Origin of the sequence: Acetobacterium sp., from assembly GCF_039830195.1 — a bacterium.
Classification (GTDB): Bacteria; Bacillota; Clostridia; order Eubacteriales; family Eubacteriaceae; genus Acetobacterium.
This window is the reverse complement of the sequence record NZ_JBDODG010000030.1, coordinates 26,472-48,046: the sequence shown is the minus strand read 5'-3', so window position 1 is coordinate 48,046 and position 21,575 is coordinate 26,472. Positions and strand designations below refer to the sequence as shown.

Below are 21,575 nucleotides of genomic sequence, written 5' to 3'. Positions count from 1 at the left end.
TTGGTATGGAAAAGAAATCAGTTATTGAACAGGAAGAAATAAAATATTTCATCGACAAAATTGTAAAAGATGAAGCGAGTCGATGTGCCACTGTCCAGGGATGGGCCTTTAACACTAAAACCAAAGAACCGGTCGAATTGTATTTGTTAGGAAGAGAAGCAGTTGGGATTCAATTCAAACGGGATTTCAGAATTGACGTCAACAACAAGTACTCACTGCCAGATGATGCCAAGGTTGGCTTTATTATAGAGTTTGACGAGAAAACATATGGCGAAAAGTTGAAACTCAAATTAAAAGATGAAAATAATGTTCGCATTGTCCCGATTAATTTGAAAAAAAACTATGATTATTTAAAAAAACCGAATCTCTTTAATGCCAAACGACTGGTGGGAGTTACTACTCGAACGGTGGGATATCTCAGTCGCAATGGACTAAAAAATACAATCCGAAAAATAAAGTTTGAATTGAAGTATAAAAATCAGGAAAATTATGATTTCTGGATTGAAGTCCATGAAGATTATGATAAAAAAGTGGTCTTGGAAGAAATAAGCGGTTTTGCTTATAAACCTAAGGTTTCTATCGTCATGCCGGTGTATAATGTTGAAGAACAATGGCTCAGAGCCTGCGTTGATTCGGTTCGCAATCAGTACTACGAAAACTGGGAATTGTGCATCGCCGATGACAATTCTACGGATGCCCATATTAAACCATTGCTGGAAGAATTCAAAATGCTGGATTCCCGAATCAAGGTGGTTTACCGGGAAGAGAACGGTCATATTTCGGAGGCGTCAAACTCGGCCCTGGCGATTGCCACTGGTGAGTTTATAGGGCTGTTGGATAATGACGATACGTTGGCCGAATTTGCATTATTCGAAGTGGTTAAATTATTAAACGAACATCCCGAAGCCGATCTTATCTACAGCGATGAAGACAAGTTAAGCGAGGATAATAAACGAAGCCAGCCATTTTTCAAAACGAACTGGGCGCCGGACATTCTCCTGGCGACCAATTATATTTGCCATTTTGGTGTTTACCGTAAAACCATTATCGACGAAATCGGTGGCTTCAGAAAAGGTTATGAAGGGGCTCAGGATTATGATCTGGTGCTTCGCTTCACTGAGAAAACAGATCAGATTTTCCATATCCAGAAGATCTTGTATCACTGGCGGATGATCAGTAATTCTACCGCAGTCAATCCGGATTCAAAAGGTTATGCCTTCGAAGCGGGTTTAAAGTCTCTTGAAGATGCTCTGGAAAGACGGCAGATTAAGGGCACGGTTAGCCATGGGGCTTTTCCCGGCGTTTATAATATTGAGTATGAAATTGTAAACAATGGTTTAGTATCGGTGATTATCCCAACCCGGGACAATGCGGCAGATTTAAAAGCTTGTATTGATTCGATTTATGAGAAAACTATTTACGAAAATTTTGAAATCATCGTTGTCGATAATGGCAGTGAAAAAGAAGAAACTTTCAAGCTTTTTGAATACTATACAAAAAAATACCCGGATCAATTTAAAGTGGTGCGGATTGATATCCCCTTCAACTTTTCAAAAATAAATAATCTGGCAGTACAGGAGTCAAAAGGTGAGTATCTGCTGTTCCTGAATAATGATATCACCGTTATTACCAACGGCTGGATGAAACGGATGGTCAGCTATGCTCAGCAGGAACATGTTGGCGCAGTCGGAGCAAAACTATATTATCCCGACAATACCATTCAGCATGCCGGCGTCTTATTGGGAATGGGCGGCGTTGCCGGACATGGACATGTGGGCTATCCCCGGGGTGATTATGGTTACTTTGGAAAACTCGTTACGACGAATAACTACACTTCAGTGACGGCGGCCTGTATGATGGTGAAACGGGAAGATTTTGATCGGGTTAATGGATTTGAAGAAAAACTGACAGTAGCCTTTAATGATGTCGATTTCTGTCTCAAGCTTTACGAGGCGGGAAAATACAATGTCTGGCTTCACAATGTGGAACTCTATCACTATGAATCAAAATCCCGAGGCGCGGAGGATACCTATTCCAAATACAAGCGTTTCAACAGTGAAATTAAATATATGAAGGATCATTGGTTAAAATACATCAAGAACGATCCCTACTATAACCGGAACTTGACTCGAGTTGATGGAAATTACGCAATTTGTGTGGATATCGTGGGTTATGTAAGAGGAAAATCTGAAGAAGATGAAAAGAATGAGATTTAACTTAAGCATCCATTAGATGTAACGAATAAATTGACGATGTAAAATATTTGTGATATTATCGTTACAACTATAAGTGTAATGACATCGGGCGAAAATTTTAAAGAAAGGAGGAAAATGATGGAGAGTATTAGAAACAGAAGAAAGCAGATCGCCTTGGGGGTGATCGTCATCCTCACGCTATTTACTTTCTTTTCGTATTTCAGTACGACGGTTAATGCCGCAAGCACCACGATCGTGATTAATCCGGGGCATCAATCTGGAACCGATACAGGCGCTGTTAACAAAACAACGGGCATTACGGAAGTGGATCTTAATAATGCATTAGCCATTAAAATTGTCACAACCTTACGAAATAGCGGCTATAATGCCATGCTGAGTCATCAGATTCCAGGAAACCCCGGCTTGCCAACCATGCTGGCGACAACAACAAATAATTCAACAACGGTATGCAATGCCGCCAACAGTTTAGGGGCTGATTTGTTCATCAGTGTTCACCATAATTCCGGTTCGGCGACAGCCAGCGGTTATGAATTTTACTGGAGCAGTTATCATCCAACGGTTGATAATAATGGAATCTATCAAAAAACCGGGCTCTGGTCTGATGGATCGACTGCTGATCTGGATGCGACACCACCAACCATTGCCTTAAAATCGAAGGAATTGGCAAATCTGCTCAATGAGAATTTCAAGCAGAATTTAACCTATGTTCCCAGTCGAGACAAGATTGTTGAGCGGGATGACGCCTACACGCGAAAAACAAGCATGCCTTCAGTGCTGATTGAAGCAGGGTTTGTATCTAATAATGCAGAATCACTGAAATTGGCCGATGGGACTAATCAGCAGAAAATGGCTGACCAGGTTTTGGCAAGTGTCAGCGAGCTTTTTGGAGCCGCAACATCACCAATGACAGCATCAGGATTTGCGGCCACGGTTAGCGGCGATAAAATTACGGCTACTGTTAAAGGTGTTTCAGCCCCCAATGGATTACAGGTCATTTATATCCCAACCTGGAGTGATGAGGGTGGCCAGGACGACTTGAAATGGTATACTGCGACCAAACAAAGTGATGGCAGCTACAGTGTGACCCTGGATGTTAAAGATCATGGTTATACCAGTGGCGATTACCAATTGCATTGTTATGGTGTAGATTCTTACGGTAAATATACCTTATTAGGGAATACCACTGCAAATGTAACCTCATCGGTGCAGGAAAAAATGTCGGCAACCAGTGTAACAAGCGGAGTAGTCGGCAGCACCATTACGGCAACGGTAAAAGGAATAACCGCGCCGAATGGTATCACATCGATGTCAATACCAATCTGGAGTGAAAGCGGCGGTCAGGATGATCTTAAGTGGTACACGGCAACTAAACAGACGGATGGCAGCTACAAGGTAATCATCGACATCAAGGATCATAATTATGATGGCGGCAGCTATAATATTCATGCCTATGGAACCGACAGTAACAATAAAATGACATTTTTGGGTAGTACAACGGCAACCGTTAAAGTTAATACAATGACCGCGACCAGTGTAACCGGAAGTGTCTCCGGGAGCAAAATCACAGCAGTCGTCAAAGGGATCACGGCACCGAATGGCATTACTGAAATGGCAATACCAATTTGGAGTGAAACTGGTGGTCAGGATGATATCAAATGGTATACGGCAACGAAGCAGACTGATGGCAGTTATAAAATAACCATCGACATCAAAGATCATAACTACGATGGCGGAACCTATAATATTCACGCCTATGGTAAAGATAGTAACAATAGAATGACCTTTGTTGGTAGTGCAGTTGTAAAAGTTATAGTCGAACCGATGACGGCAACCAGTGTGACGGCAAGCGTATCAGGCAACAAGATTACGACAACAGTAAAAGGAATCACTGCGCCAAGTGGCGTCGCTTCTATCACGGTACCAATCTGGAGTGACAATAATGGGCAGGACGATCTGAAGTGGTATACGGCCACCAAACAAAGTGATGGCAGTTATAATGTGACCATTGATATCAAAGATCATAATTACTCCGGTGGGAGCTACAGTATCCATGTTTATGGAACAGATACCAACGGAAAAATGACATTTTTAGGGAATTCTTCAGTCAGTGTGGCAACAACACCAATGTCAGCAACAACAGTAAAAGCGACCGTGACTGAAAATATTATTACCGCAACAGTAAGTGGTATTACCGCGCCAAACGGAATCAAAAACATTCTGATTCCAGCCTGGAGCGATGAGAATGGTCAGGATGACATTAAATGGTATACGGCCACCAAACAAAGTGATGGCAGCTACCAGGTGACAATTGACGCTAAAAACCATAATGGGGACAGTGGTACCTATTCGATTCACGCTTATGGCGTGGAAACGGATGGGCGGTCAGTATTCCTGGGCAATACCTCAGTCAGTGTTCGATATGTGGAAACCCCGATTATGGGTGCAACAACCGTAACGGCGGCTCAATTAGTGGCCTATTATAAGGGGACGGGAAAAGTCTATCCCCAGATTTACAATGATCTCGGGGTCAATCTGGAAACCTTTGTTGAGCTTTATATCAGTGAGTGTAATGCCGAAGGCGTTCGCGCCGAGGTTGCCTTTGCACAGGCAATGCTGGAAACCGGAAGTCTTCAGTTTGGCGGCGACGTCAAGCCGGCACAATTTAATTTCGCCGGCTTGGGTGCCACCGGAGGCGTGCCAGGTTATGATTTCGCAACGGTGTATGGGTATAACAAGGTAGGTCTTCAAACCGGAATCAGAGGACATGTACAACACTTAAAATGTTATGCCAGCAGTGCTGCTTTGAATCAAACGAAAGTTGATCCACGATGGAATGATTCCCTTCGGTTAAGAGCGGTTTCCGTTGAAGAACTGGCGGGAACCTGGGCAGCCGATACGACCTACGCAGGTAAGGTTAAAACGATTATGAAAAAGTTTTAGTTATTTAAGAGACAGAGCTGAAAAAATTCAGCTCTGTTTTTTTTACTTCTATGTCTTGACGTCGGGAATGGTTCAATGATAGTGTAGGGATAAAGGGAAAGATTATTAAAGGGGCAAAAAAATGATAAAAAGCACAGCTAAGAAAAGCTGGATAAAACCATTGACCATTTGTTGGATATTGATCATGTTTTTTTCATCGGGTCAAATGATGGCCCAGGAATCAACGGACTCTGTTGATCAGGGGAATATGATATCAGAAGAAACAGTAATATTAGCAGACCCCGCACAGACGCAATTAAAAGAAAATGTTAAAGATACCGAAGATAGCCCTGATAGTAACATTTTGGACTCACAGACAAAAGAAACGGAAAAATTAACCACTGATGAAGCAAAGCCAGTTGAGGACGCATCAGAAATATTAGCGACGGCTCTCGATGTTAATAATTTAAAAGTAAATGTTTCACAAACAGCTGAAAATATAACGCGGTTTACAGTAAACACTGTTGGGTACGCAGGAAAAACAGGGATCAGTAAGGTTTTGTTTCCGGTCTGGTCTGAACGAAATGGTCAGGACGATATCCATTGGTATGAAGGCACGCTCAATAGTAGTGGTGAATACAGCTTTACAGTGGATATTAAAGACCATGGATTTGAAACTGGTGATTATCATGTCCATAGCTATATCTATGGATTGCAGGGAGAGGTGGCTAAAACCTTTGCCAATACAATCGGCTTAGGAACGTCCAACCCATCAATCTCCCTAGGAGAGGTAGTAAACAGCACGTATAAAGTTAGAATAAGTGGGGTGAGTAATCCTTATGGCGTCACGGGAGTGAGTTTTCCCACCTGGAGTCAGGCAGATGGACATGATGATTTACGGTGGGAAACAGGTATCTATGTGGGAAATGATACTTGGGAAGCCACCATTTCAATCGATGACTATAAACGGAGTTATGATACATTTATTACCCATGTTTATGTGACAAATAAAGATGGGCAGCAAAAATACAGTGGCGCGATGGAACAGGTCATTAGTAACCCGTTCTTGAAGGAACCCTTGGAATTGAAAGTTCAGCATGACAGCGATATATCAAAATTTTCAATCAGTACACAAAACTGTTCGGCTAAGACTGGGGTTAAGGGCGTAATCTTTGCAGTGTGGTCAAATCGAAATGGCCAAGATGAATTAAAATGGTACGAGGGGGCCTTAGGTCCCGATGGTGAGTTTTACGCTTATGTTAACATAGAAAATCATGGGTTTGAAACCGGGGTCTATGTTATTCATGCCTACCTCTGGGGAACGGCGGGCGGGAACATTGCTTTTGCCAACGCTGAATTTACCATGGCAAATATTAACCCGACTATTGAATATGACAATGCGGTGCTCAACAATATTTACAAAGTGCGAATAAAAAATGTGGCAAATGAAAACGGGGTAACAGGCATCATGTTCCCAACCTGGAGCTGTTCTAATGGACAGGATGATCTACGCTGGGAACAGGCAACCTACATTGGCAATCATACTTGGGAAGCTACCATTAATTTGCGAGCTTACAATATTATTGTTGATGAGTTTATTTCTCACGCTTATCTGGTTGACAAAAACGGAAAAACTGTTTTTGTAAAAGACGCAAGTAAAAAGATTTTGCAGAATACTGCCACTGTTTATGGTTTTTTCTACTATCCGATGGATAAGAATTACAAACCAAATGCCAGTGATCCCACCGATTGGTTTGGACCGCGATGGGACGATATCCACGAAGGGGTTGATATCCCGGCTCCCTATTATGCACCTTGTTATGCGGTTGGGAATGGTGTGGTAGAAAAGGCGGGCTATTTTATGGGTTATGGGCGCTATGTCAGAATCCGAACGACGGATCGCTATGGGGAAAGCGTTTCGTTCTTTTATGGACACCTGCAGGAGATCAACGTGAGTGTGGGACAAGCAGTTGGTAAGGGCCAAAAGATTGGATCAGTCGGAGGATCTGGCTATAATGCCCAGGGCAAATATATTGACAACGCCTATGGTCCCCATCTTCATTTTGGCGCCATAGTCAATGCAGATTATGCCTGTGTTGATCCGGAAATATGGATTGATTTTCACAACCCTTACAGTAACGCAAATTAAAGGATTGATCGTAAAAGAGACTGGGAACAGGTAGCCCTGGTCTCTTTTTGTTTAGTAAAGGAAGATCCTGTGTTATAATGAAACGGACTATTTATAGAGATAAAGGAAGATTTTATGAAGTGTGACGTTTCAGTTATTATACCAAACTACAATGGGGAGAATTTTATCGCCAACTGCCTGGATAGTATGATGATTCAAAGTTTTAGTGAGTTTGGACAGATGGAAATTATCGTCGTGGACGATTGTTCGACAGACACCAGTGTCAATATCATAAAGGCGTATAAAAATGTAACCTTATTGGAAAATCCGGTTAATTCGGGTTTCGACAAGTCCGTTAATCAGGGGATTCTGGCGAGCCAGGGAAAATACTGTTTGCTCTTAAATAATGATGTGGTAGCTGATCCGGATTTTGTGAAATATCTATATCTGCATATTGATGACAACCCCCGGGTATTTTCAGTGAGCTCAAAAATGATCCGTTATTATGAACGAGATAAGCTGGATGATACCGGTGATTTCTATAACATACTCGGTTGGGGGTATAAACGGGGCGATGGGCAATCAGTGAATTCCCATAATAAGCCAACAGCAATTTTTAGCACCTGTGCCGGGGCCGGGATTTATCGCCGAGCGGTCTTAAATGAGATCGGCTTATTTGATGAGGCGTTCTTTGCCTATATGGAAGATGTGGATATTTCATATCGGGGTTTAATAAACGGGTATAAAAATCGCTACGAACCTAAAGCCATTTGTTATCATATTGGCAGCGCAACGACCGCAGAAGGACAAAAGTACAGCCCGTTTAAAGTGCAAATTTCGGCACGCAACAATATTTATGTGGCCTATAAAAACATGCCCCTGATGCAGTTGCTTGTAAATAGCCCGTTTTTGTTGTTGGGATTTTTAGTTAAATATGTACTTTTTTTAAAGAGGGGCTTTGGCAGAGATTATGCAACGGGAATTAAGGAAGGCTTGAAAAACCACAAAAAAATTGAAAAGATTCCTTTTCAACTGAAAAATCTGGGGCATTATTTTTTAATCGAAGCACAATTGATATTAAATGTATTTCGGTTTATTGAAAATAAAATTAGGAAGTAAATACAGTTTCCATTTCGGCCCTTCCATATTTATAGGCTGTATGGTAAAATATAATGTCTTTTGAAAGACAAAAAGGCTTAAGAAAGGCTAAAAATGGATTTATCGATTATTATTGTTAATTATAAAACAGAAGAATTGACATCAAATTGTATTGACTCAATCATCAAAAGCAATACCAAAGGTTTAAACTATGAAATCATCCTGGTGGATAATGCTTCGAAAGATGGCAGCGTCGAAGCCATAGAAAAGCAGTTTCCAGCCATAACAATCATAAAAAACACGGAAAACCTGGGCTTTTCAAAGGCCAATAACATCGGGATGGAAGCGTCGCAGGGTGATTATGTCCTCTTGTTGAATTCCGATACGATTGTTGATCTGAATACGTTAAAAGGTGCCGTGGCATTTATCAAAGATCATAAACATATTGGCGCTCTCGGTTGTAAGGTGCTGCTGCCTTCAGGGAAGTTGGATCCAGCCTGTAAACGAAGCTTTCCCACACCATTGAATGGGCTTTATCACAGTCTTAATCTGGATACCGCATTTCCTGAAAGCACCCGTTTTGGTGCCTATAATCTGACCTATGTGGATGAAAACAAAACATGCTCCATCGATTGTATTATGGGCGCTTTTATGCTGGTACCGCGGGTTGTCATCGATCAGGTCGGGATGCTGGATGAGGATTTTTTTATGTACGGAGAAGATGTCGATTGGTGTTATCGCATCAAACAGGCCGGGTATCAGATCATGTACTACCCGGAAATTCGCATTTTTCATCATAAGAAAGCCAGTGGCATTGGAAAACGGAACCCCAAAGTTATTGCCGCATTTTATGATTCCATGACAATTTTTTACAATAAGCATTATCAGGATAAGTATAATGGTCTTACTCGGTGGTGCGTAATCACGGGAACGACGATCATGAAAAAAATAGCACTGGCTAAAAATACTCGTAGGAAATAAAAATCGGGAAAGGGAGACTAGGAATGATAAAAAGTAATCAGCGTTTCTTTAACTTTATATTGGTATTGTTTGATATGTGTGTGGTGACGGCTTCGCTATTATTTGCCTGGTATATTCGCTTTGTCTCGCCATTTTTTGACGATGGCGTGAGAACCATGAATTTACGGGCGTATATCGACTTGTTGGCGATTATTATTCCGCTCTATCTGATCCTTTTTCTTTTCTTCGGTCTCTACCAACCCTATCGCAAACAACGTTTTTTTAAAGAATGCCGAGAAATTGTCTTTGCCAATATCATTGGGATAGCGATTTTAATGTCGGCCTTGTTTACCATGAAAAGCATCCATTTTTCCCGCTACATGTTGGGTATTTTCTTTATTACCTCCACCGTGCTGATGATTCTGGAGCGGGGCTCGATTCGAAAGATTCTGAGAATGGCCCGGGAGCGAGGCTTTAATATTAAGTATATTATTATTGTGGGAGCCGGCAGTATCGGCCAGACTTTTGCCGCCAAAGTTGCCGGAGATCGGCAGCTGGGCTATAAGGTCACCGGGTATGTCGACGATTACTACCATAAGAGCGATAAAGATGGGATTCCGATCCTCGGGAAAACCCGGGAAATGAATGAAATACTTGAAGAATATCAGGTTGATGAGGTCATTATTGCGTTGCCTAATACCAGCTATAAGCGCATCGATGAAGTCATCGATATTTGCGAATACCAGGGGATTAAAACCCAGATTATCCCGGATTATTTTCATTTGATTCAGGGAACAACAGCTTATTTTGATGAACTGGATGGGATTCCCCTGATAAATACCCGCTATATTCCACTGGATCAGCCGTTGAATAAATGGATCAAGCGCGTGATTGATATTATTCTTTCAATTCTGATTATGATACTGGTTTCACCGATCATGCTGGTGACGGCTATTCTAGTTAAGCTGACATCACCAGGACCGATTATTTACAAGCAGATTCGGGTCGGAATGGGACGAAAAGAATTCTGGATTTACAAATTCAGATCGATGCGCTGTGATACAGCCATTCCCGGTGAATTGGGATGGACCACTGAAGACGATCCAAGAAAAACGAAATTTGGAGCGTTTATCAGAAAAACCAGTATTGATGAATTGCCACAGTTTTTCAATGTGCTCAAAGGGGATATGAGTATCGTTGGACCCCGCCCCGAGCGGCCTCACTATGTTACCCAGTTTCAACACGAGATTCCCAAATATATGATTAAACATCATGTCCGCCCGGGAATCACCGGTTGGGCTCAGGTACAGGGATGGCGGGGCGATACATCGATTCATAAACGGATCGAGTGTGATATCGAGTATATCGAAAAATGGACCCTGTGGTTTGACATCAAAGTCTTTTTTATGACATTTAAAGCGGTGTTTGAGAGTGGGTATTAATATTGAGTGAAATAGTAAGAAATAGAAAAATAAAGATAGCTATCTTAATCATTTTGTCACTGATATTAGCTGGTTTTAGTGAATTATATTTTTTAATGATTGAAAATAAAATCGCCATTGGATTTTTTCAATCCTGGGCAGGAATCAGTCAGATTATTCATGCGGTTCATTATCTCAGACTGTTCTTTTTTATGGGTTTGGGTATTGGCTTAAGTATTTTTGTGAATAACTATGGGGTTGAAAAACTGACTGACTTTATTTATCAATATCGTTTCTGGATTTCGGGAATACTGCTGATTGTGCTTGTCTTTTTTGAAATTCATGGTTCATCGATTTTGTATTGGCAGAATTATTTAAGCAACCTGACCAGTGTATATGAACCATTAATTGGCATATCGAGAGGTATCCGCAGTGACGAGTGGGCGGTCAATACGCCAATGATGTTGTCGCAGTATTATAATAATTCCGGTTTATTCCCCTATTTCAGCGAAACCATCCGGGGGACATTGACCGACACCTTTATTATTTATGGCCAGCCGGTGAGAGATATTGCCATATTTTTCCGTCCCTTTCATTGGGGTTATCTATTGCTGGCTCCAGCAAAAGGGTTGTCTTTTTTTTGGATCGGCCGGGTCATTGCCTTATTCCTGGTCTCTTTTGAGTTTGGGATGATCCTCACCCAAAAGAGTAAATTGCTCTCACTGATTTATGCGCTGCTGATCACCTGGTCTCCGGTTGTTCAGTGGTGGTTTGCCATCAATGGACTAGTTGAAATGCTGGTTTTTGGTCAATTAGCTTTGATTATGATCACATTATATATGAATAATCAGAATTATTTTAAGCGATCTCTTTATGCCCTGGTGGTGTTGATTTGTGCAGGCGGATACATTTTAACCTTTTATCCAGCCTGGCAAGTTCCGCTGGCCTATGTATTTATGGCACTGTTCATTGGTGTGGTTCTGGAAAATCAGAAACACTTTATTTGGAATAAAAAAGATGTGGGTATTGGCATCGGGTTAATTTTATTTTTAAGCCTTGGTATGATTTATATTTTATCTAAATCCGGGGGAACGATCAGTTCGGTAATGAATACCGTTTATCCGGGAGGGAGTGCTGAGACAGGGGGAAACCAGGTTTCGCGATTGTTTTTATATCCGGGGAATCTCTTTTTCACTTTTTCCCGGGAATTGACATATGCAAATCTTTGTGAATTGGCAGTTTATTTTGATTTCTTCCCGATGGGAATAATTCTGACAGCTTGGGTCCTGTTCAAACAAAAGAAAGCCGATAAATTATTAATCTTGATGCTTGCAGCAAATGCCGCGCTGATATTATGGTGCTTGTTTCCGTGGCCGGAATGGCTGGCAAAAGCCACACTATTAAGTTACTCAAAACCGGTCCGGGCTTTTCTGGCCGTTGGGTTCTTAAATATACTGTTGCTGATTCGAGCCCTGGCTTTATTTGAAGGTGCGTTTTCAAAATGGGTAAAAGCGGGCAGTGCCATGATCATGAGTGTGGTGATCACACTATTATCACTGAAAATATATGAAGGCTATCTTGATTTAAAGATGAGTATTCTGATTTTGTTTTTTTTGTTTGGATCTTTTTATGTCATCTTAAGTGGAAACAAGAATTGGGCTCGAAAGGCGCTGTTCGTGATCTCACTCGTAATTGTTTTTATAGCAGGATTATTTGTTAATCCGGTTGTCAGTGGATTGGATGGGATTTATCAATTGAGTTTAATCAAAAAGATTCAACAGATAAATACGGCGGAAAATGGATTGTGGATTGTGGACTCGGGAACGGAAATCGGTTTTCCCGTTATTAACTTACCGCTAATGGCCGGCGCACCAACAATTAACTCCACTAATGTTTATCCCACGCTGGAAAGATGGCATTTGTTGGATCCTGATGGATCAGAGGAGAAGATATATAACCGTTATGCTCATATTAGTATCAATCTGACCAATACAAATAATGAAACAAACTTTGTTTTAAAATCGCCAGATCTTTTCGAAGTCAACTTAAATATTAATGATTTAGAAAAAATGGAAGTGGCATATGTTTTCTCAAAACGTGATTTATCATTGCTTTCAAATGAGAAAGTAAGTTTTAATGAACTGGCAGATGAAAATGGATTTAAACTATATTCAATAAATTATAATTAAAGGAGTAGTGATGGAAAAGGGAAAAAAGACGGCGATATTAATACCCTGTTATAACGAATCAAAAACCATCGAAAAAGTAATTAAAGATCATCAGGTAGTGATGCCTCATGCAGATATTTATGTATATGACAACAATTCCAGTGATGGGACTGATGAAATTGCCCGAAACGCCGGAGCGATTGTACGGTACGAATATCGGCAGGGAAAGGGGAACGTGGTCAGATCGATGTTTCGCGACATTGATGCAGACTGTTATATAATGACTGATGGAGACGATACCTATCCCGCCGAGTTTGCTCTGGAATTGGAAAAACAAATTTATCAAAAACGGGCAGATATGGCCATTGGCGATCGACTGTCATCGACCTATTTTACGGAGAATAAACGCCCTTTTCATAATATCGGAAATGTGCTGGTTCGAAAATTGATTAATGTTTTGTTTAAAGCAGAAGTAAAAGATATTATGACCGGTGCTCGGGGATTCACCAGAGAATTCATCAAATCATTTCCGGTAACATCAAAGGGATTCGAAATTGAAACAGAAATGACAATTTTCGCGCTGGATAATAATTTTAAAATCGTTGAGGTACCAATTGACTATCGGGATCGCCCAGAAGGCAGTGAGTCCAAACTCAATACTTACTCAGATGGCTACAAGGTTTTAATGACCATCGGAACCCTATTCAGAGATACGAAGCCCTATCTGTTTTTCTCTATGATTTCATTAGTTTTGTTGATCATCAGCGGGGTCTTTTTTACGCCTATTTTGATGAACTACTTTGAAACGGGCATGGTAGCAAAATATCCGACTCTGATTGTTATCACTGCCTTATGGATTATTGCCATCATCAGTTTTTTCAGTGGGGTCATCTTGCAAGTGTTAAAAAAACAACACCGACATAACTTTGAAAGACATCTGAACATGCTAAATGAGATTTGGAGAAAAGAAGCCTGATTAATTAAATACAGGTTGTTTATATAGTTGAAAAAGCAGATAAAAAATATAAGATATAAAGAGGATAAACAATTGGAAGAAAGAGAAATCGAGTTAACGATATTAATGCCTTGTCTGAATGAAGCTGAGACATTGGAAATTTGCATCAAGAAGGCAATGTCTTTCTTAAAAGATAACCATGTGAACGGGGAGGTGTTGATTGCTGATAACGGCAGTACGGACGGGTCTCAGGAGATCGCAACAAGAAACGGTGCTCGCGTTGTTAATATCGAACAAAAGGGATATGGAAGTGCGCTGCGAGGCGGCAGTGAAAACGCCAGAGGTAGATATGTCATCATGGGAGATGCGGATGATAGCTATAACTTTTTGAACCTGATGCCTTTTCTGGAAAAACTCAGAGATGGCTATGAATTGGTGATGGGTAACCGATTTAAAGGCGGAATTGAAAAAGGGGCGATGCCACCACTGCATAAGTATCTGGGAAACCCGGTGCTGTCGTTTATTGGGCGGATTTTTTACCCCAGCGATATTAAAGATTTTCATTGTGGGCTAAGAGGATATAATCGAGCCGCGATTCAGAGCCTTCAGTTGCAAACAACGGGTATGGAATATGCCAGTGAAATGGTTGTCCAGGCAACCTTGCATAAACTGAGAATGATCGAAGTACCAACAACCTTATCTCCGGATGGTCGGTCACGCCCCCCTCACTTGAGAAGTTGGCGGGATGGTTGGCGGCATCTGAAATTTCTGATGATGTACAGTCCCAACTGGACATTCTTGTATCCAGGTCTGATTCTATCAGTCGTCGGACTGCTGATGATGGTTATCATCGGGGTGGGGCCAACAAAAATCGGAAATGTTAACTTTGGTATTAATACAATGATGTATGGATCGGCAAGTTTGTTGGTGGGTGTCAATATCAGCTTGTTTTCAATGTTTACCAAAGCCTATGCATTAAGCTCAGGATTTATCCCGAATAGCCCTAAAACCGTTGGTATTCTGGAGAAATTTACTGTCGAAAAGGGTGTCGTGATTGGCGTTATTTTAACTTTATTAGGCATTGTTGCGACCATTTTTGCTTTTGTAATCTGGGGCAACAACTCTTTTGGTAACCTACAACCAGAATCGATCATGAAAATAACGATACCGGCAACGACATTGATTGCCATCGGAATCGAATTGATTTTTGCCAGTTTCTTTTTGGGAATTTTGGAAATCGAACGAAAAAAATAGCGGCATTTCAGGCAAGCTAGAGAAAATTTAGGTTGCCTGTTATTTTGCCAGAAGAATAAACCGGGAAAGGGTAATAAGATGGTATTGACAGGTTCTGGAACAGAAAAGAATCGGTTGCGGATATATATTAGTAAATATCGGTTAGTTATTTTCATGATTAGTTTTATTTTGATCAAACAATTATTGGTCATTAACATGCCTCTATTTGCCCATGCCGGAGCAGGACATGATGATCGCTTAATGATCAATATGGCAGATTCGTTAATTAACGGAGAGTGGTTAGGTGAATATTCGGAAAAAACGCTGGTAAAAGGCTTGTTCTTTCCCCTTTTTTTGGTGGTTAATGATTTTTTAAGGATACCATATTCAATGTCGATTCCGGGAATTTATTCTCTTGGTTGCATGATTTTTGTCTTCGGGATAAAAAGATTATTTCAGACAGAGTTTCCGCTCTTTATTATTTTTTTGGCACTGCTATTCAATCCGATTTCATTCGCAGATGAAACATTTCTCCGGGTCTACCGAAATAGTTTGACGGCTACCCAGGCATTAATTATCAGTGGAAGCATGTTTGCAGTTTACCTGAATCGATTTGAAAAAAAATGGATTCAAATCCTCTGGGCTATAAGTGCAGGGCTTGGATTGGCTTCGCTCTGGCATACCCGGGAAGATGGAATCTGGATTATTCCCTTGGTGGTGGGAGTAATCGTCATTACAGGGATTTCGATAATCTTAAAAAAAGAACTGCTGAAAAAGGATAAGGTGAAAAAAAGCATCATCACGGTCATACCGGTGATGCTACTGATATTGTCCACCATCATTATTTCCAGTATAAACTACAGCCATTATGGAATCTATACCACCAATGAGCTGAATAAAAGCAATTTTACAAATGCGATAAAGCTGATCTATTCCGTGGCAGCAAATGAAGAGATTGAGCGGGCATCCGTCCCCCGTAGCACAATCACAAAAATCTATGAGGTATCACCGACACTTAATGCGGTTAAACAAGAACTGGAAGCAAGTTTAGATCGGTGGTCGTGGTATGAAAAAGATGCTGAGGTAAGACAAGTCGAAGATGGGTTTTTCTTCTGGGCCTTGAGGGAAGCTGTCGCCAATGCCGGTTATTACGAAAATGCAATTAAAGCCGATGATTTTTATAAAAATGTAGCCGCAGAACTGGAAGCAGGTTTTGAAAGCGGTGAGCTGAAACGCAGACCAACAATGCCATCGGCACTAATGTCTCCCTGGCGGGCTGGATATGGGGAAGAACTGCCAATTGCCTTGTTAGAAACGATAAACTATGTTGTCAGGTTTGAAGCGATTAAAACCAGTATGACGGAAAGCATCGATGATGGTAAGGATGGGATTTTACTTTTTGAAGAAATTGCAAACAACCCCGCTCGTATCAAAGGGGAACCAATTCCGCTGGGGCTTCAAGTCAGACTAGCTCTTTTAAATGGGATCACCGGAATTTATCGAATGATAGGATTCTTTGCTTTTATTGCGGCTATTTTAGTTTACGGACTGATGACAGTTTTGATATTCATGAAAAAACTGCGAGATAAATACGGGTTAATGGATTGCTGGTTGGTTTTATCCGCCTTGCTATTCAGTGTATTTGTTTTAGCAGGGGGTGTTGCATATACAGATATTTCTGCTTATGTGGCTATTTCGTATTGGTATCTGGCAGGGGCATATCCATTGATCATTGCATTTAACGTCATAGCGCTTTATAAAATAACAGAAGTAATGGTTAAGATGATTTATGCGAAAACAAAATGACAAAATCAAATAAGATTGAGGAAACAATGAAACTAAAAAACTATTTATTTTTACATGCAAGTTTATTATTATATTCATTCGGCTCGGTTTTATCAAAGATGGCCAGTGCGGAAAAATTTCTTTCGTTTGGGTTTATTCTTTATTACGGTCTGTTTTTGGGGGTATTGTTTGTTTATGCCCTGCTGTGGCAGCAAATTTTAAAACGCTTTCCTTTAACGGTGGCATTTGCAAATAAAGCGATTACCATTTTGTGGGGAATTGTATGGGGAGTCCTATTTTTCGGAGAAGCATTGCGCTGGGGAATGTTGTTGGGTTCAGTCATTATTGTTTCAGGAATATATTTGGTGGTGAGTGATGATAAATAACGAATGGGTTTATTTTGTACTGTATTTGTTTTCAGTTTTAGTGGCATCACTTTCACAGGTCATTCTGAAAAAAAGTGCCATGATTCATTATGAAAGTCGTATTAGAGAATACCTCAATCCCTATGTGATAGGGGCGTATTTTTTCTTTTTTGGGTCAGCCCTGTTAACAACTTTCGCTTATCGCGGGGTGCCACTGACCTTGGGGCCGGTTTTAGAATCAACGGGATACATATATGTTGGTATTCTGGGGATGTTTATTTTAAAAGAAAAGCTAAGCCGACGTAAAATCATTGGTAATCTATTAATTGTTGGCGGTATATTTATCTATGCTTTTATTTAATAAAACAAGAGTAGAATGATTACAAGTGTTCTACTTGGCTAAGTCATCAGTGTATAATTTGGGGAGGTTAGTGTGAGATTAGAGATGGATAATAATCATGTTCAAAAGAAAAGCATAAATCAGATGGATGAAAACTGGTTGGTATCTAAAAAAACTAACCAGATTCTTTTTGCCGCTTTATTAGTGGCGACATTTTTTTATGTGGTGTTTTTAAATATCAAAACGCCCTTGATCGCCGATGATTTTGTGTATACCTTTATCTTTGGGACATCAATGCCAGTGATGAATATTGGTGATATCATTAATTCGCAGATTTCTTACTATACAACCTGGGGTGGTCGAGTTGTGGCTGAAACATTGACCCAGCTTTTTATGTTTTTGGGAAAAGATGTTTTTAATATTGCCAATAGTCTTTGCTATCTTGTGTTTTGCCTGGCTGTTTATTTTTTAGCCGTGGGCCGAAGGATCCGCTTTGAGTTGCTATTGCTAACCACTGTTTTAATCTGGTTTTTCACTCCGATGTTTGGGCAGACGGTGATGTGGTTAACCGGCTCCTGCAATTATTTATGGTGCGGAACCATCATATTACTAGCCATTCTTCCATTTCGTCTGTATGAAGAAAAACAGACGAAGTTATTAAATAGCATCTGGTTTGCCGTGGTGATGATTCCCCTGTTTTTCATCAGTGGTATTACCAATGAAAATACGGCCGGGGCGATGATTCTGATCATGCTCATGTTCGGTGTTGTTTATTTCAAGCGTAAAATTCGGATTCCGGCATTTGCATATACTGGCCTATTTTTCTCAATCTGCGGATTTTTATGTATGATCTTCGCGCCAGGGAACAGTATGCGGGTAGAAAATGAATCGGCTGTAGCTGAGGTAACCATGATGGTGGGCTCAAATCCGATCATCACCAGGCTCTCATATTTTGCTTACAATCTATATGCCCTGATGCCGCTGGTGATTTTAGCGGCCATAGCCTTTGTCTTATTGAAAAATGAAATAGATCGGAATGGAAAAGACCGAAAAGAATTGGTGAATTTTGGAATATTTACTGTGGCTGCGGTTGCCGCGATGGTTGTGATGTTGGCACCGCCGAAATTCCCACCGCGGGCGATGTTTGGTCTGGCCGCATTTTTAATTATTGCAGTGGTTTATGCATTAGGTCAACTAAAATTAACGGGAGAACGGATCAGGAAATTTGTAATGATTCCGGGCATTGCGGTTTTGTTATTTTATATCATGTCCTGGGGATATGTGGGAATCGACGCGATCACGGTCAACAAGCAGTATATTGCCCGGGTTCAGATTATTCAGGAGCATAAAAATGAAGCCCCGATTCATGTGCCGGAAATTGTGCCCTTATCCAGCCACAATGGTATGTATGGGCTAAAAGATGTCCAATTGGATCCCAACCATTGGGTAAATCGTGCCCTGGCAGATTATTTCGGAGTTCCGAATATCGTCTTGTTACCTTAGAGCGGAGGAGATCAGCGGTGGAGATATTTAAATTAAAGATTAGTAGAATAGTGCATTGGGATTATTTTCCAATGCTGATTTTTGGGTTGCTTATTTTGATTTTTCATTTTTTTGTCAGACCCTCAGGGGATGATATTGTATATGGAACCGTTTTTTATAACGAACCGGTTTTGACCTTTATCCATGATGCTTATTATAGTTGGAGTTCGCGAATTGTAATTATGCCTGTCGCGGCTTTTTTTGCGGGGAATGCATTCAGTTTTTTTTCGATCATAAATATCTTAGTTTATCTATTGTTGTTTTTCATAATTTCTAAACTTTTTGTTTATGAAAACAAACGCAAAACAAATTGGGTGCTGGCCTTTCTTTTGGTTTGCGTACCTTTTGTTTCAATGATGACAACGGCAGGATGGGTCGTGACAAGCATTCATTATCTATGGCCCTTGACGTTTGGTCTCGTCGCGATTTATCCGATCAAGAAACTTTGCCTGGGGGAAGTCATACAATGGTATGAATATCCTTTATATTTTCTTGCGGCTATATTTGGTATGAATATGGAAATTGTAGCCGCTATTTTAATGTCAGTTTATCTTGCTTTCAGTTTCTATTTTATTTATAAAAAAAAGATTTCTGGCTTTGTAATCCTGATGACAATCATTTTCGTGGGGAATATCGGTTTTGTTTTTTTATGTCCGGGAAATGGGATCAGGGAAGCATCAGAAATTGTGGCTAACTTTCCCGAATATGTGACATTTGGATTCTTACAGAAGCTAACGATTTCAGCGACATCTCATATGTTCAGTATTGATCAGAATTATATTTTACTTGCTGTAACAGCGATGGCCGCGGTTTTTTCCTGGCAAAAATATAAATCCTGGTTGCCCAGAGTAATCGGGATCAGTCCGTTTATTTTTTGTGTGTTGATAAATATATTTCGTGTGATCATTTTAAGTCCGAAATTTAGTTTTCTCTTTTATAAAGTGACCGGAAATACCATCGATAGTTGGGTCACATTTACGGGAATTACAACTGGATACCTGGGTTTTTATCATTATCTGGTATTTATTTTTATGAGCATCTTTGTCATCATTCTTTTATTGATGACGTATATTCTGTTTAAAGATTCAGATAAGTTAGGAATTGCGGTACTGGTGATGGGCGCTTCAATTATGTCCCGGGTCGTTATGGGATTCTCACCTACTGTTTACGAATCTGGCGCGAGAACGTTTCTATTTCAGTATATTGCCATCGTGATCTTTGGAATACTGATGTATAGTGAATTTAAGCCATTGATGACAGGTAATGAGCAGAAAAGACTATTTCAATTGCTTGGGTTCATAGGAGTGTTTGGATATCTGGAATCGTTTTTAAAGTTGATATAAATAAAGAGCCACTCTCGCCGAAGTGATGAGAGTGGCTTTTCTTATCGCTATTTTAAATTTTCACCGAAGGAGCCATTATCGTCGGAGGTTCCGTTGACGGTGTTTTCAATTTCATCACTAATATCTGTTGCGGTATCGGAGGGCGTGTAGGTAGTTTCATACACAAATTGGTAAAGTGCTTCAATGTTTTCAACCAAAGTATTGGGAACAACGTATGATACCCCATCCAGCGTATCAAGTGAAATTAGCTCATCGGTGGGGAAGCGACTTTGTTCAATGTCTTTTGAAGGCATCAAGGCCAGGTTTGCACCATACTTGATCATTTCCAAGGTGCTCAGGGAAGTTTCCACATAAGGCAATGTCGCCATTACCAGATTATATTGTGCCTGGAGATCCAGATCAAGGGCTTTTGATAATACTTGCTCAAAAACAACTCGCTGCCGCAGGGTTCGATCAAAGTCACCATCACCCACATAACGGACGCGACAATAGGCCAGGGCCTGGGACCCATCAACAAGCTGGGAACCGGTTTCTTCCAGAAAGGGGGAACCGGTTTCTACTTTTTCATTGACGTCCATCAGATATTCATTGACCCAGTCGAGCTCTTCTTCGGTTTCAATATCGATGGTGACACCGCCGACAGCATTGACCATCGAGACCATGGCATTGAAATCGATGGTGACATAATCGGTAATGGTGGTATCAAAATTCTGATTGATGGTTTGCAGCGCCAATTCCGGGCCACCATAGGCGTAGGCAGCGTTCAGTTTGTCATACCCGTATTTTTTGTCGATATAAACATAGGTGTCACGCATCAGCGATGCCACCTTGACCTTGCTGTGTTCGTAATCAGCGGTTGCCACCATGATGGTATCAGTCCGGTCACCCTCAACATCATCCCGCCCATCGACGCCGAAAACAGCAACATTGACAATCTTGTGTTGTTTTGCAAAGCTGGCTGCTTCATCACTAATTCCATATTTGCTTAAATTTCCGCTCAGATCGCTGGTGACGTTACCGAGGAAAAAGGCGTTAACTGCAAAAGCTGTGGCGATTAGAAAAATAATAATCAGAAAGATGGTTCGCAGGAATTTTTTCATAA

General features: G+C 40.8%; 15 protein-coding genes. 14 read left to right on the top strand and 1 reads right to left on the bottom strand.

What is annotated here, in order from left to right; translation table 11 throughout:
* Window positions 1–5: 5 nt before the first annotated feature.
* The 14 genes from ABGU93_RS08845 to ABGU93_RS08780 all read left to right on the top strand — a co-directional run bounded on the left by ABGU93_RS08845 (window position 6) and on the right by ABGU93_RS08780 (window position 20,473).
* Complete coding sequence (locus tag ABGU93_RS08845; protein WP_347413104.1) at window positions 6–2,216, top strand: glycosyltransferase family 2 protein; 2,211 nt, start codon at window positions 6–8, stop codon at window positions 2,214–2,216.
* A gap of 117 nt (window positions 2,217–2,333) precedes the next feature.
* Window positions 2,334–5,156, top strand: coding sequence for a GBS Bsp-like repeat-containing protein (locus tag ABGU93_RS08840; RefSeq protein ID WP_347413103.1), 2,823 nt, complete (start codon window positions 2,334–2,336; stop codon window positions 5,154–5,156).
* Between the two features lie 121 nt (window positions 5,157–5,277).
* A complete protein-coding gene (locus tag ABGU93_RS08835; protein WP_347413102.1) occupies window positions 5,278–7,284 on the top strand; it encodes a GBS Bsp-like repeat-containing protein in 2,007 nt (668 codons plus the stop codon).
* A gap of 114 nt (window positions 7,285–7,398) precedes the next feature.
* A complete protein-coding gene (locus tag ABGU93_RS08830) occupies window positions 7,399–8,382 on the top strand; it encodes a glycosyltransferase family 2 protein (protein ID WP_347413101.1) in 984 nt (327 codons plus the stop codon).
* A gap of 93 nt (window positions 8,383–8,475) precedes the next feature.
* Window positions 8,476–9,342, top strand: a complete 867-nt coding sequence (locus ABGU93_RS08825; RefSeq protein ID WP_347413100.1) for a glycosyltransferase family 2 protein — start codon at window positions 8,476–8,478, stop codon at window positions 9,340–9,342.
* A gap of 23 nt (window positions 9,343–9,365) precedes the next feature.
* Window positions 9,366–10,763, top strand: coding sequence for an undecaprenyl-phosphate glucose phosphotransferase (locus ABGU93_RS08820; protein WP_347413099.1), 1,398 nt, complete (start codon window positions 9,366–9,368; stop codon window positions 10,761–10,763).
* 95 nt (window positions 10,764–10,858) lie between these two features.
* A complete protein-coding gene (locus tag ABGU93_RS08815; RefSeq protein WP_347413098.1) occupies window positions 10,859–12,931 on the top strand; it encodes a hypothetical protein in 2,073 nt (690 codons plus the stop codon).
* Between the two features lie 10 nt (window positions 12,932–12,941).
* Window positions 12,942–13,886 carry a glycosyltransferase family 2 protein gene (locus tag ABGU93_RS08810; protein ID WP_347413097.1) on the top strand — a complete coding sequence of 315 codons (945 nt, stop codon included), beginning with the start codon at window positions 12,942–12,944 and terminating at the stop codon, window positions 13,884–13,886.
* Window positions 13,887–13,958: 72 nt separating this feature from the next.
* Window positions 13,959–15,119 carry a glycosyltransferase family 2 protein gene (locus ABGU93_RS08805; RefSeq protein ID WP_347413096.1) on the top strand — a complete coding sequence of 387 codons (1,161 nt, stop codon included), beginning with the start codon at window positions 13,959–13,961 and terminating at the stop codon, window positions 15,117–15,119.
* A gap of 78 nt (window positions 15,120–15,197) precedes the next feature.
* Window positions 15,198–16,904 carry a hypothetical protein gene (locus tag ABGU93_RS08800; RefSeq protein ID WP_347413095.1) on the top strand — a complete coding sequence of 569 codons (1,707 nt, stop codon included), beginning with the start codon at window positions 15,198–15,200 and terminating at the stop codon, window positions 16,902–16,904.
* Between the two features lie 26 nt (window positions 16,905–16,930).
* Window positions 16,931–17,269 (top strand): transporter, encoded by a 339-nt coding sequence (locus tag ABGU93_RS08795; RefSeq protein WP_347413094.1) that lies wholly within the window; start codon window positions 16,931–16,933, stop codon window positions 17,267–17,269.
* On the top strand, window positions 17,259–17,609 hold the full coding sequence (locus ABGU93_RS08790) for an EamA family transporter (protein WP_347413093.1): 351 nt from the start codon (window positions 17,259–17,261) through the stop codon (window positions 17,607–17,609). The genes ABGU93_RS08795 and ABGU93_RS08790 overlap by 11 nt, the downstream gene beginning before the upstream one ends.
* 72 nt (window positions 17,610–17,681) lie before the next feature.
* A complete protein-coding gene (locus ABGU93_RS08785; RefSeq protein ID WP_347413092.1) occupies window positions 17,682–19,091 on the top strand; it encodes a DUF6056 family protein in 1,410 nt (469 codons plus the stop codon).
* A gap of 17 nt (window positions 19,092–19,108) precedes the next feature.
* Entirely contained in the window at window positions 19,109–20,473 is a 1,365-nt protein-coding gene (locus tag ABGU93_RS08780) for a DUF6056 family protein (protein ID WP_347413091.1), read from the top strand.
* Window positions 20,474–20,520: 47 nt separating this feature from the next.
* On the opposite strand, the gene ABGU93_RS08775 is transcribed toward ABGU93_RS08780, so the two are convergent.
* On the bottom strand, window positions 20,521–21,573 hold the full coding sequence (locus ABGU93_RS08775; RefSeq protein ID WP_347413090.1) for an LCP family protein: 1,053 nt from the start codon (window positions 21,571–21,573) through the stop codon (window positions 20,521–20,523).
* Window positions 21,574–21,575 lie beyond the last annotated feature (2 nt).

Coding starts and splice junctions, on each gene's coding strand:
- ABGU93_RS08845 (WP_347413104.1), top strand. CDS start 6: ATGGAAAAGAAATCAGTTATTGAACAGGAAGAAATAAAATATTTCATC.
- ABGU93_RS08840 (WP_347413103.1), top strand. CDS start 2,334: ATGGAGAGTATTAGAAACAGAAGAAAGCAGATCGCCTTGGGGGTGATC.
- ABGU93_RS08835 (WP_347413102.1), top strand. CDS start 5,278: ATGATAAAAAGCACAGCTAAGAAAAGCTGGATAAAACCATTGACCATT.
- ABGU93_RS08830 (WP_347413101.1), top strand. CDS start 7,399: ATGAAGTGTGACGTTTCAGTTATTATACCAAACTACAATGGGGAGAAT.
- ABGU93_RS08825 (WP_347413100.1), top strand. CDS start 8,476: ATGGATTTATCGATTATTATTGTTAATTATAAAACAGAAGAATTGACA.
- ABGU93_RS08820 (WP_347413099.1), top strand. CDS start 9,366: ATGATAAAAAGTAATCAGCGTTTCTTTAACTTTATATTGGTATTGTTT.
- ABGU93_RS08815 (WP_347413098.1), top strand. CDS start 10,859: ATGATTGAAAATAAAATCGCCATTGGATTTTTTCAATCCTGGGCAGGA.
- ABGU93_RS08810 (WP_347413097.1), top strand. CDS start 12,942: ATGGAAAAGGGAAAAAAGACGGCGATATTAATACCCTGTTATAACGAA.
- ABGU93_RS08800 (WP_347413095.1), top strand. CDS start 15,198: ATGGTATTGACAGGTTCTGGAACAGAAAAGAATCGGTTGCGGATATAT.
- ABGU93_RS08795 (WP_347413094.1), top strand. CDS start 16,931: ATGAAACTAAAAAACTATTTATTTTTACATGCAAGTTTATTATTATAT.
- ABGU93_RS08790 (WP_347413093.1), top strand. CDS start 17,259: ATGATAAATAACGAATGGGTTTATTTTGTACTGTATTTGTTTTCAGTT.
- ABGU93_RS08775 (WP_347413090.1), bottom strand. CDS start 21,573: ATGAAAAAATTCCTGCGAACCATCTTTCTGATTATTATTTTTCTAATC.